This is a genomic window from Streptomyces sp. AA1529 (genome assembly GCF_000280905.1).
Classification (GTDB): domain Bacteria; phylum Actinomycetota; class Actinomycetes; order Streptomycetales; family Streptomycetaceae; genus Streptomyces.
Window position 1 is genome coordinate 131,690 of sequence record NZ_ALAP01000019.1, and the last position, 12,194, is coordinate 143,883.

The window sequence follows — 12,194 nt, forward strand, 5'->3', positions numbered from 1 at the left end:
AAGACGCCCCCGGTGGCACGTGCACGCCATGGCGTGCGCTTCGCCGGACCAAGGGGGAGAGGGCGTGCCGCGCGATCACGAATGAGGTCAGGCATGAGCAAGCACCGCAACAGCAAACGGAAGCACCGCCGGAAGATAGTCGTCGGAGCAGTCGCCGTCGCCGCCCTGGGGGTGCCCTCGGTCGCCATGGCCTGCCTGGACCGGCAGGACGACAAGGGCTCCCAGGCCGCCGGCGAGTCGACCGCGCGGCACCGCGGCCACGCCGCCGCGGACCGGGACGGCGACGACGCGGAGCACCGCGGCGGCACCTTCACCCACCGCGGCGACCGTTCCGAGCACCGCGGCGACCGCTCCGAGCCGTCCCACCACGCCACGGCCGCCCCCACCCGCGGCGCATCGGCCAAGCCCACGAAGCAGGCCCCCACCGAGCCCACGGCTCCCGCCTCCACCGCTCCCGCGTCGACCACCCCGACCGCACCCTCCGGTTCCTCCGGTCCGGAGGACCAGGTCCTCGCGCTGGTGAACAAGGAGCGCGCCAAGGCCGGCTGCAAGCCGTTGACGGCGAACGCCAAGCTGACCAAGGCCGCCCGGGCCCACAGCGAGGACATGGCGGCGCACAAGAACATGTCCCACACCGGGTCCGACGGCTCGTCCCCCGGCGACCGCATCGAGCGCGCCGGATACTCCTGGAGCACCTACGGGGAGAACGTGGCCTACGGCTACTCCTCGCCCGAGAGCGTCATGGAGGGCTGGATGAACAGCTCCGGCCACCGGGCCAACATCCTGAACTGCGACTTCGAGGAGATCGGCGTCGGTCACGCCCAGCCGGGTCACTACTGGACCCAGGACTTCGGCACCGGTCGCTGACCCCTCGCAGCGGGGCCGACGCCGGGCCGGGCCAGTCAGGTCCGGCCCGGCCCGAGGTGCGCCGGTCTCCGAGCGGCGCACCCTGCGCGTTCCGGGCGGCGCTGTCAGCCGTCCGGCAGGGACGAGCCGCTCAGCCACGCCGGGAGGGGCCGGTAGACGGTCAGCGGGCTGGCGGGCTTGTCGATGAGCAGGCTCGGGGCCGCGGGCGCCGTCTCGCCGTCGTACGAGCACAGCGTGCCGTCCGGTATCCCGGCCAGGTGCAGTCGGCGTCCGCGCGCGGCGGCGTGGACCGGCGAGCGGTGCAGGACCCCGGCGAGCGCCGAGGCCACCAGCCGGGTGCGGGCCCAGCGTCCGGCCCGGACGAGGTGGATGTCCAACATGCCGTCGGCGAGGTTGAAGCGCCGCGCTCCGCCGGGGCCGCCGCCGACGGTGTGGTACGAGCAGTTGCCGATGAACAGCAGCCACAGCGACTGCGGACGTCCGTTCACCCGCACCTCGAACGGGCGCGAGTGGCGCAGCACGTGCACCGCCGCGGCCAGCCCGGCCGCCCACGGCCCGACCCGGTGCCGCCAGCGGTCCCGCACCTCGACCAGGTCGCCGTACGCGCCCAGGCTGAAGGTGTTCACGAAGTAGCCGGGTTCGTGGCCGGGTTCGGGCGTCTCGGCGCTCTCCGCGCCCCGCCCTCCGGCGTCGTGCCGCACCGCGGTCTGCGCGAACCGGTGCGGCGGGGCGAACCGGGCCAGGTCGACGGCGATGGCGTGGCCGGAGCCGACCGCGCCGGCCAGGTCGGCGCAGCTGCCGATGCCCAGATCCAGGGCGAGGTGGTTGAGGGTGCCGCCGGGCAGTACCGCGAGCGGCACCTGGTGCGCCAGCGCGGCGCGGGCCGCGGCGCTGACCGTGCCGTCGCCGCCGAACACGCCCAGCGCGCCGCCCTCCTCGGCCGCGCGCCGCGCCTGCTCGGCGAGCAGGTCCGGCAGTTCCTCGGCGTCCGGATCCCAGTGCACCACCCGGGCCTCGGGCAGGGCCTCGCCGATCTCGCGTGCGGACGCCGCCGACCCCGAACCGGGGTTGACCACGACCGACAGCCCGCGCCCACCGGGCAGCGCCGGAGCCTCCACCAGGGGCTGTGCGGGCGGTACCTGGCGCCGTGCGTCCAGTACGGCACGTACCCCGAAGGCGGCCGCGGTGCCGATGGCCGCACCGGCCAGCACGTCGCTGGGGTAGTGGACGCCGGTGTAGACGCGGGAGAACGCGACCGAAGCGGCGACCGGCAGCACCGCGGCGCCCCAGCCGCGCGACTCCAGCGTCACCGCGGTGGCGAACGCGGCCGCCGAGGCCGCGTGGCCGGAGGGGAAGGAGGTGCTGGTCGGCAGCCGCTTGAGCCGCCGTATCACCGGTACCTCGTCCAGCAGCGGACGGGAGCGGCCGAAGGCGCCCTTGCCGACGGTGTTGACCACCGCGGAGGTCACCGCGACCGACGCCAGTCCGCGCAGGGCGCCGCGCCGGGCGCCGGGTCCACCCACCCCGGAGAGCGCGATGGCCGCCGCGGTGCCCAGCCACAGCTTGCTGTGGTCGGCGGTGCGGCTCAGCCGCGGCAGTACGCGTTCGCCGCGCGGCCAGTGGCGCTGGGCGACGCTGCGGAACACGGAGCGGTCCCAGGCACTGAAGGTCCTGCTGAGGGCGGCACGTACTCCTTCGGCGCTCCCGCCGGCACCCGTCGCACCCGCGCCCGTGCCCCGGCCGGCACCCATGCCTGCGCCGACTGCCCAGCCCTGGCTCCGGCCCACGCTGTCGGCCAGGCCCCGGCCCAGACCGCCGACCAGGCCCCGGCCCGGACCCGAACGCGGGCCCCGGTGGCGGTGCGTCTCCATCTGCGCCCCTCGCTTCCGTCATGTCCGTCATACGTCACGGGCGAAACTTCTTCTGCCCAGTGCCGCACGGGACACACCGGATCTCAGCGTGCCGGAGGAGGGAAGCGGCCGGTCTCACACAGTGCGTACGCCCCGACGACCAGCAGCGGGACCGCCGTACCCAGGGCCAGCCCGGCCAGTACGTCGGTGGGCCAGTGCACCCCGAGAGCGACCCGGCAGATCCCGGCCAGCAGACTCAACACGGCGGCCCCGGTCCACAGGGCGACCCGGGCCGCGCGGCCGGCGAGCCGCTCGGCGAGCACCCAGGCCAGGGTGAGCAGTACGGCGGTGGCGAGCACCGTGTGCCGGGAGGGGAAGCCGAAGCCGCTCTCCTGGATCTCCCACAGCCGTGCGGGCGGCCGGGCGCGGTACGCGGCCTGTTTGGCGGCGGTCGCCGCCACGACGGCCAGCGCGGCCGAGCCACCGACCAGGACCAGCGGCCGCCAGGACGCGTCCCGCCACGACAGCCAGAGCGCCAGCAGTACCGCTGCGATGACCAGCGGTCCTTCCGCGGCGTGGGTCAGGTACGTCATCGGTCCGTGCAGGGCCGCGGCGTACCGGTGCTGCACCAGCGCGTTCAGCACCGGCCGGTCGAGGAAGCCCGCGTCGGCGCGGAGCACCAGGAACGAGGTGGCGGCGAACACCAGCAGGCCGGCCAGCAGCGCCGTGCTCCACGGCAGGAAGCGCACCGCCCGCCGCCGGGAACGTTCGCGGCTCCCGCGGTGGCGCGTCGCGCTCCCCGCGGGAACCGGCGCCTGGACGGGCGCCAGCCGTTTGAGGATACGGGCGGGGGCGAGGGGCTCGTGCGCTTGTGCACCGCCGGGAGTCCCGGAGCCGGGCGGCTCCGGGACTTCGGGCGCTTCCGGTCCTCCGGCCGGGTGCAGGACTCCGGCGGGGTCCGGGACTCCGGCCGGCTCCCGGGCCCGGACGGGGTCCAGGACTCCGGTCGGCTCGGGGGCTCCGGCCGGGGCCACGTGCCGGGACGGCTCCGGGGTTCCCGTCGACTCCAGGGAAAACTGCCCGCTCATCGGTGGGCTCCTCCTGCGGCTGGCGCGCGATCTCGTCACCCTCAGTAGAGCTGCCGCCGCTCAGGGGTGCGAGCGGGGAGCCGCCGGCCGGGTGGCGACTCCGGCCGGGCGCCGGCTTCCGGCGGGTCCCGGACGACTCAGTCGGCCTGGTCGGCCCAGTCGGCCCAGTCGGCCTGGTCGGCCGGTCGGCTCAGCCGTCGAGGGCGAACGCCGCCGTCAGCAGGAAGCCGCCGTCCGCGGTCGGTCCCGCGTGGCAGGCGCCGCCGAGCAGCAGGGCGCGCTCGCGCAGGCCCAGCAGCCCGTGGCCGCCCTCCGGGTAGGTCTGGACGCGAGCCGGGGCGGTCGGCGGAGTGTTGCGTACCGCCACGGTCAGCCGTGCATCCGCCGTCCCGGAGTCGCACACCCGCACCGTGACCCGCACGTGGGCACCGGGCGCGTGCTTGCGTACGTTGGTCAGCGCCTCCTGGACCGTGCGGTAGGCGGCGCGCTCCACCGCCTCCGGGAGGACGGCGCGGGGTGCGGAGCCGCCGTCCCGGCCGGCGTGGCCCGGATCGCCGCCGTCCTGTCCCCCTCGGCCGCCACTGCCGCCACTGCCGCCACTGCCGCCACTGCCGCCTCGGCCGCCTCGGCCGCCGTCGCTCCGGCTGCCGGGCAGGTCCAACGTCACCTCCAGCCCGCTCTCCTCCGTCAGCGCGGGCAGGTCGGCCAGCCGCGGCGGCGCGGCCGACCCGCTTCCGGCGCTGCGGCCCGCACGCAGGGTGCCGACCATGTGCCGCAGCTCCGTCAACGTCCGGACGGCGAGTTCGCGTACGGTCCGCGCCAGGTCCCGGGAACTGTCCTGACAGCACGTCATCTGGAGGGCCCCGGCCTGCACACTGATCAGGCTCACCTGGTGGGCGACCACGTCGTGCATCTCCCGGGCCAGTTGCTCCCGCTCGGTGGCCACCACCCGTTCGGCCAGCAGCTCCGCCTCCCGGTGCCGGCTCGCGGTGAGCTCCTGGACGCGGTCGTCCAGGAGCCGCCGCGTACGCGTCCAGCGCCCGAACACGGCCGGTGCCGCGCCCTGGACGCACGAGTCCAGCATGTCGAGCAGGCCTTGGCGGTCCGCCGCGGGGACGAAGCCGCCGAGCGGGTAGGGGATGTAGTGCGCCAGCGCCAGCGCCACGGCTCCCGCCACCGCGAGTGCGTTGTCGGAACGCCGGGAGGCGACCGTGTAGAGAGCGATCATCGGCGCGAACCAGATGTAGCCGATGTACATCCCCGGCAGCGTCACCGCCAGGACGGTCACCGGCAGCCGGCGCCGCAGCAGCAGCGCGAGCGCGGCCGCCACCGACACGCCCAGCTCCGAGCCGGGGCGTGCGCCGTTGACCAGGAACGCGTCGAGCAGGCCGAGCGCCACCGGAAGGAGGGGCCCCAGCACGCGGCGGTGCGCTGCGGCAGCCCCGGCCGCCTGCCGGTGGGCGGCGGTGAACCCGGGGGCGAGCCTGGTGACGGGATTCACGGCACGGCGCCGGAGGGGCCGGTGGGGTTGCGGGTCTCGCCGGTTTCGAGGGGCGCGGAGGCGTCGCTGGGCTCGATGGAATCCAGCGGGTCGGAAGTGTCGCCGGCTTCTCGGGTCTCCGGTGTCCCGTGCCGTTCCGGTTCCCGGCGCGGTACCGCCGCCTCGTGCGGTGCCGACTGCCCGGGCCGTTCGGCCGACAGGCATCCCACGAGTCCGGCCCGGTCGGCCAGTACCGCGGCCTGGACGCGGTTGAGGCCGCCCAGCTTCGCCAGCAGTGCGCTGACGTGGTCCTTGACCGTGCCGTGTGCCAGGTCCAGCCGCTGTGCGATGCCGTTGTTGGACAGCCCCTCGCCGACCAGCGCCAGCACCTGCCGCTCGCGGCAGGTGAGGCGGGCCGCACGGTGTTCGGCGTCCGCGCCGTGCCGCCCGCCCAGATAGCCGCCGATCACGGTCGACGTCACGCCCGGGGCGAGCACCCGGCCGCCGTCCGCCAGCACCCGGACGGCGTGCACCAACTGCTCGGGTGCGGTGTCCTTGAGGAGGAAGCCCGCGGCACCCGCATGCAGCGCGGCGCCCAGATACTCTTCCGCGTCGAACGTCGTCAGCATCGCGGTCCGCGGCGCCTCCGCGTCCGGATCGGCGTGGAGCCGGCGCAGCACGGTCAGCCCGTCCACGTCCGGCATCCGGATGTCCAGCAGCAGGACGTCCGGGCGGTGCGCCAGCACCGTGGCGACCGCCGCGCCACCGCCGCAGACGGCGACCACCTCGATGTCCGGCGCCGTCCCCAGGACCAGTCGCAGCCCGGAACGCACCAGTTCCTCGTCGTCCACGACCACGACCCGGATCACCGTCGCGCTCCTTGCGTCCTGTGCCTGCTCCCTCCCGGTCCGCTCCTCCCCGCCCTCCGGAGAGGCTACGGCAGGGGCACCCTCAGCCCGTGCGACCTGGAGAGGAGATCGCGCGTCGGTCACCCCGCCGACCGGCGGGGTGAGCCCGCCGCGCCCGCCGGGGGACCGTGCCCGGCTGCTCGGCCCGCTGCCCCGGACCCGGTGCCGCTGCCCCGGCCCGGTGCCTGTGCTCCCGCCCGGTGCCTGCTGCCGCCCGGTGCCTGTGCTCCCGCCCGGTGCCTGCTGCCGCCCGGCGCCTGTGCTCCGGCCCGGCGCCGGGTGCGGGTGCTCATGGCGTGGTCGCGGTACCGATGACGTGGGGAAGGGGCGGGGTGACCGGGGTGGGGGAGAACCCGAACCGGTCGAGCCGCCGCACGGTGAACCCGGCGGACCGCACGAGCGCCTCGGTGTCCCGGGCGGGGTGGCAGCCGCCCCCGACCCGGCGCCACAACGGCGCGACGGCGTGCTGGAGCAGCGCGCCGAGCCGGTTCCGCGACCGCACGTGCTCGTAGAAGCGCAGCTGCCCGCCGGGCCGCAGCACGCGGGCGGCCTCCGCCAGCGCGGCACCGGGATCGGCGACGCTGCACAGCACCAGGGAGAAGACGACGGCGTCGACCGTCCCGGTGCCGAGGGGCAGCCCGCCGGCCTGCCCCGCGACGACCGTCACGGGCACCGGCGCCGGGTCCGCCGACCGCCGGGCGGCGGCCCGCAGGGAGTCCTCGGGTTCGAGGGCGACGAGTTCGGTGACGGCTTCCGGATAGTGCGGGAAGTTGCGTCCCTGTCCCGCACCGACCTCCAGGACCCGGCCGCCGAGCCCCTCCAGCAGGAGCCGCCGGTGTGCGGCGCCGCCCCGGCGGTCCGCCGCGACGGCGATCCTGAGGTACTGGCGCGCGAAGCGCGGATGCTGGAGGTCCTGCCTGCTGGGCGCTGTGCTGTCCGGATGCACGGGGGCTCCTGGGTGGCTCGGGTGCGCTGCCGCCGCCGCACCCGACTGCTGTCCGCGGAGCACCGGCCGCTCCGTCGCGGGCCGCCCCGCCCGCGGTGCGGCCGCCCGCCCGCGGTGGGCCGACTCCCCGCCGGGGGCCGGGTCCTGGCCGGGCGGCCGGCTCCGTCCCGGGGGTGTTCGCGGCGGTGGACGGTGCTCCGGGGCTGCGACAGCCGTCGGGCTACATGGCCATGGTTACGTAGTGGAGCACCGCCGCGGCACCCGGGCAAGGGGCCCGGGCGGAGCCGGGCACCGAAAGAGTGACACCGGGCCCCGTCGCCGCCGTCCGTCCCGCTCCGTCGGGGCCCGGCCGTGCCGCCGTCAGTCGTGCTGGGAGCCGGACGGGAGTTCGCGGATCTTCAGGTCCTTCGCGCTGTCGGACCCGAACCCGTGGTCCAGCAGCTTCGCCGCGTCGGTGTAGCGGTCGTCGCTGTCGAGCACGGTGCCGACGAGGGTCCTGCCGTCCCGGGTGGCCGCGAAGACCAGGCACTTGCCGGCCCGCTCGGTGGTGCCGGTCTTGATGCCGACGGCACCGTCGTACGCGCCGAGCAGCTGGTTGGTGTTGGTCCAGGTGTAGGTGCGGGTGCGGCCGTTGGCGGCGGGCGCGTCGCCCTTGTACCGCTTGGTCCCGACCACCTTGCGGAACGTGCTGTGCCGCATGGCGTGCCGGGTCAGTTTCGCCAGTTCGGTGGGTGTGCTGGTGTCGCCGCGCGTGCCGTCGAAGGTGTCGAACGCCGTTTTGCGGAGGCGGAGTTGCCGTGCCTTCGCGTTCATCTTCCGCAGGAACGAGCCGACCCGCTCCGCGCGGCTGTCGCCGGTGCCGTAGGTGTCGGCGAGGGCGTAGGCGGCGTCGGCCCCGGAGGGCAGCAGGGAGGCGTAGAGGAGCTGGCGGACGCTGACCTTGTCGCCGGTCTGGAGATCCGCCGTGCTGGCGTGGTGCTTCGCCACGTAGTCGCGGTACTGCTTCCGGACCGTCACCCTGCGGTCGAGATCGACGCCGTCGGTGTCCAGGACCACGGAGGCGACCATGATCTTCGCGGTGCTGGCCATCGGACGTGCGGTGTCCGCGGCCTTGTCGAAGAGCGCGGCACCGCTCCTGCCGTCCACCAGCGCGGCCCCCTTGGCGGTGACGTCCGGTGCCGGATCGTCGGCCGTGACGGCCCGGGCGACCAGCGGGGAGAGGACGAGCAGCGAACCGACCACGGCGACGGCGGCGACGGGCTTGCGTGCGTTCGTGATTCTGGCGGTCATGGCGGCGCTCCGGCATCTGCGGGTCGGTGGGGAGCTGCGGTGCTGCCGCGTGCTGCGCGCTTGCGGTGCGGTGCCGTGCGCCCCGGCGATCGGGTCGGACACCGTCGTTCGATGCCGGGACCGGCAGGAAAGTTCACGGCCTGTGGACAGGAGCCGTTGCGTGCCGCACGGCCGGGGGGCCGGATCGGTCACGTGCGGCAGGGGGCGTGGGCGCTTCCGGGGACTCGTCCGGCACGCCCGGCGTACGGCCGCCGGTTCCTCGCGAACGCCGCCCGGCCGCCCCGCCGAATCGCGGGGCGGCCGGGCGGCGTCGCCGAATGCCGGGTCAGCCGCCGAGGGCGCCGACGCGCTGGGTGTCCGGCTGCTCCGCGTCCGCGACGCCGCTCGCCTCCGCGAGCCGACGGCCCCGGGTCTCCGGGGCGAGGACGAGGCAGAGCACGAATCCCAGCAGGGTGATTCCGGCCATGATCAGCATGGTGGATCCGACCCCGATCCGGTCCAGGCCGACGGGCAGCAGATAGGTGCCGACGGCGGCACCGATCCGGCTGACGGCCGTGCCGACCCCGACCGCCGTGGCGCGGACCTCGGTCGGGAACAGCTCCGTGGGGTAGATGAACTCGAGGATGCTGGGCCCGCCGGAGAACAGGGCGTAGGCGCAGAAGCAGGTGAGGACGACGGCGACGGGGGCGGTGGGCAGCAGACCGAGAACCGCGAGCGGGACGACCATCAGCGCGAACGACCAGACGATGAGGGCGCGCCGTCCCAGCGTGTCGATGAGGCGCAGTGCGGGCACGCAACCGGCCAGGAACAGCACGCTGATCAGCGCGGATCCGATCACCGAGTCGCGGCTGCCGGATATCCCGAACGCGGTGAGGATGGTCGGCCCGAAGGTGTAGATCGCGAACAGCGGCACGATCTGCAGGAGCCAGAACAGGCCGACGAAGGCGGTGCGCTTGAGGTAGTCGCCCCGGAACACCGCGGCGAACCCCAGACCGTGCGCGGTCTCCTGGTCCACCAGGGACGCGACCGCCTCCGGGGTGGCCTCCTCGCCGTACACGCGCTCGAGGACGGTCCGGGCTTCGGCGACGCGGCCCCGGCTGACGAGCCAGCGCGGCGACTCGGGTGTGCCGATCCGCGCGACGATGAACGCGACCGCCGGGATCGCGGCGCTTCCCAGGGCCCAGCGCCAGGCCCCGGAGTCCAGGAGGCTGATGAGTGCGTAGCCGACGATGTACGCGGTTGCCGCGCCCACGAACCACGCCATGATGAGCATCCCCATCACCCGCCCGCGCTGTGCGGTGGGCAGCCACTCCGAGAGCAGAGCGCTGCCGATGGCGTAGTCGGCGCCCAGTGCGATGCCGATGACGAACCGGAGGGCGACCATCAGCAGGGGGTCGTCCACGAACATCGACCAGACCGAGGCGGCGGCGATCACGACGAAGTGCAGGGTGAAGAGCAGTTGACGGCCGATGCGGTCGGTGACCCGTCCGAAGATCAGCCCGCCGGCGAACAGGCCGACGAGTGCTGAGGCGCCGATCATGCCTTCCTGGCTCGCCGACATGCCGAGATCCTGGCTCATGCCCAGGACGACGACGCCGACGATGCTGAGCAGATAGCCGTCGAGGAACTGTCCCCCGGCCGTGAGGACGAACATCTTTCTGTGGAATGGCCGGAAGTGAGCGTCATCGATGAGTGAGGTGCTCACGGGTCCTCCTTGGTGGTCGTTCGAGCGGGGTGGTGGGTCTTCCGGCACGCAGAGGACTACTGAGGTGTAATACCTCACCATGTGCCGTGGTGTGCGGTGAGCGCGCACGTCGGGGGTGGGGAGGGTGGGAACCGGGCGGGAGGGGATCGCCGGCCCCAGGTGTGATGTGTAATGCCTTACGCAGAGGATTGGCTGGTTTCGAGTCCTCTGTCAAGAGGGGTGGTCTCGGCTGCGTCCTGGCCCGGCTGCGAACCGGAGGCGGGAGCCGTGCGGTTCACGGTGCCGGTGCCGGTGCCGGTGCCGGTGCCGGTGCCGGTGCGGGGGCGGGGGCGGGGGCCGGGGTCGGAGGCGTGGGCGTGCGTGTATCCGCCGTCCGGGGTGGGGCGGGGCGGCTCTGCGCGCCGGGCTGCTTCAGGCCTTGCCGCTCCGGAGTGCTCCGAGCCCGCTTCGAACCGTGCGGCTCCTGGTCGGGTGTGCGGAGGGCGTCCCGTGGGTCAGGCCGTGCCCTCGGTCCGGCCCGCCCAGATGCCCCGGCTGTGGGTGAGATGTTTGCGCATCAGGTCGGCCGCCAGTTCGCCGTCACCCGCTTCGAGGGCGTCCACGATGGCGATGTGCTCCTCGCCGGACTGGGTCAGTTCTCCCTGGTCCGCCAGTTTTTGCAGGCCCTGCATCCGCGCCTGGTCGCGGAGCTGTCCGACCATCGTCACGAGGCGCTCATTGCCCAGGAGTTCGAGCAGGCCCAGATGGAACTTGCGGTCCAGGTCGAGGAAGGCGGGGAGGTCTCCGGTGCGTGCGGCGTCGGTGATCTGCTCGGCGAGCAATCGGAACTGCGGCACGGGTGCACCGTCGAGGGCTTGGACGAGTTCGGTCATGGTCGGCACCTCGAGCATGGTGCGGATGCGGAAGATCTCGTCGAGGTCGTGGTCGGTGAGCACCGGGACCCGGAACCCGCGGTTGCGGATGATCTCGACCATGCCGAGGTTGGCGAGGTCCATGATCGCCTCGCGAACGGGGGTGACGGACACGCCGAGTGTCGCGGCCACATTGATGACGCTCTCGACCTCCCCCGGCTCGATCTGCCCCAGCACGATCCGGGTGCGCACCGCCTCCCGTGCCTGCTCCCGGAGGCTCACCGAGCGGAGCCGAGGTGTGTGGACGGGGGCGGTCGCCGGGCGAGAGGAGGAGGTCACACCTCATGCATAACACGGCAGTGCGGGAGCGTCGACGGTGTGCCCTTGTGTCCAGGTGTAAGGTGTAATACCTTACTGACCTTCCGTCTGAACGGACGGCGAGCAGCCCACGATGGCCGGCGAAACGGAGTGCCATGAAGACCATCACTCTCGGTGAGCAGGAGATCCGCGACGCCGTGACGATGAACGAGGCGATCGATGCGGTCCGGCAGGGCTTCCTCGACCTCGCCGCCGGAGAGTTCGAGATGCCGACCCGTACCGCGCTGCGGGACGGGCAGTTCCTGGTGATGTCCGCCCACCACCGCTCGACCGCGTCCGCCATGATCAAGACGCTGAGTGTGAACTTCGGGCGCACGCCGGCCATCGCGGGCTCGGTGGTCTGGAGCGAGACCGGCCGCCCGGACCAACTCGTCGCCGCGGCCGGAACGGTGACCGCACTGCGCACCGGCGCTGCGGTCGGTGTGGCGACCGATCTGCTGGCCCGCTCCGGAGCGGCACGGCTGACCCTGATCGGCGCCGGCGGCCAGGCCCCCGACCAGATCCGCGCCGTGCACGCGGTCCGGCCGTTGCGCCGGCTGACGGTGGTGGACACCGATCTGCGGCGCGCCGAGACGCTGGCCGAGACGATGCAGTCCGAGCTGCCGGGGGTGGAACTGTGCACGGCCACCGACGCGGAGTCCGCGGTCGGGTCGGCCGAGATGGTCTGCTGCGCGACCAGTGCGACCGCCCCGCTCTTCCCGGCCGCCGCGCTGCCCGAGCGGGTACACGTCAACGCCATCGGTGCCTACCGGCCCACCATGCGGGAGCTGCCCGCCGAACTGCTCGCCGACAGTGCCGTCGTCGTCGACGAACTCGGTGCGGTGCTGGAGG

The 12,194-nt window shown here is 74.1% G+C and carries 10 protein-coding genes; 2 read left to right on the top strand and 8 right to left on the bottom strand.

What is annotated here, in order from left to right; translation table 11 throughout:
- Positions 1–93 precede the first annotated feature (93 nt).
- Positions 94–867: a CAP domain-containing protein gene (locus A949_RS0106065; RefSeq protein WP_026004384.1), complete on the top strand. Its 774-nt coding sequence runs from the start codon at positions 94–96 to the stop codon at positions 865–867.
- Between the two features lie 104 nt (positions 868–971).
- Here A949_RS0106065 and A949_RS0106070 read toward each other — a convergent pair whose 3' ends face one another.
- The 8 genes from A949_RS0106070 to A949_RS0106105 all read right to left on the bottom strand — a co-directional run bounded on the left by A949_RS0106070 (position 972) and on the right by A949_RS0106105 (position 11,267).
- Entirely contained in the window at positions 972–2,738 is a 1,767-nt protein-coding gene (locus A949_RS0106070) for a bifunctional phosphatase PAP2/diacylglycerol kinase family protein (protein WP_019355110.1), read from the bottom strand.
- Between the two features lie 83 nt (positions 2,739–2,821).
- Positions 2,822–3,805: a phosphatase PAP2 family protein gene (locus tag A949_RS32655; protein WP_019355111.1), complete on the bottom strand. Its 984-nt coding sequence runs from the start codon at positions 3,803–3,805 to the stop codon at positions 2,822–2,824.
- Positions 3,806–3,995: 190 nt separating this feature from the next.
- Positions 3,996–5,306, bottom strand: a complete 1,311-nt coding sequence (locus A949_RS0106080) for a sensor histidine kinase (RefSeq protein WP_019355112.1) — start codon at positions 5,304–5,306, stop codon at positions 3,996–3,998.
- Entirely contained in the window at positions 5,303–6,154 is an 852-nt protein-coding gene (locus tag A949_RS0106085; protein WP_019355113.1) for a response regulator, read from the bottom strand. The genes A949_RS0106080 and A949_RS0106085 overlap by 4 nt, the downstream gene beginning before the upstream one ends.
- Positions 6,155–6,482: 328 nt before the next feature.
- Positions 6,483–7,139 carry a class I SAM-dependent methyltransferase gene (locus A949_RS0106090; RefSeq protein ID WP_019355114.1) on the bottom strand — a complete coding sequence of 219 codons (657 nt, stop codon included), beginning with the start codon at positions 7,137–7,139 and terminating at the stop codon, positions 6,483–6,485.
- Between the two features lie 360 nt (positions 7,140–7,499).
- Complete coding sequence (locus A949_RS0106095) at positions 7,500–8,429, bottom strand: D-alanyl-D-alanine carboxypeptidase family protein (protein ID WP_019355115.1); 930 nt, start codon at positions 8,427–8,429, stop codon at positions 7,500–7,502.
- 325 nt (positions 8,430–8,754) lie between these two features.
- Complete coding sequence (locus A949_RS0106100) at positions 8,755–10,134, bottom strand: MFS transporter (RefSeq protein WP_019355116.1); 1,380 nt, start codon at positions 10,132–10,134, stop codon at positions 8,755–8,757.
- Between the two features lie 494 nt (positions 10,135–10,628).
- Positions 10,629–11,267, bottom strand: a complete 639-nt coding sequence (locus tag A949_RS0106105; protein WP_237735755.1) for a GntR family transcriptional regulator — start codon at positions 11,265–11,267, stop codon at positions 10,629–10,631.
- Between the two features lie 191 nt (positions 11,268–11,458).
- On the opposite strand from A949_RS0106105, the gene A949_RS0106110 reads away from it, so the two are divergent.
- Positions 11,459–12,194: ornithine cyclodeaminase family protein (locus A949_RS0106110; RefSeq protein ID WP_019355118.1), on the top strand; the 736-nt coding region annotated here is incomplete at its 3' end.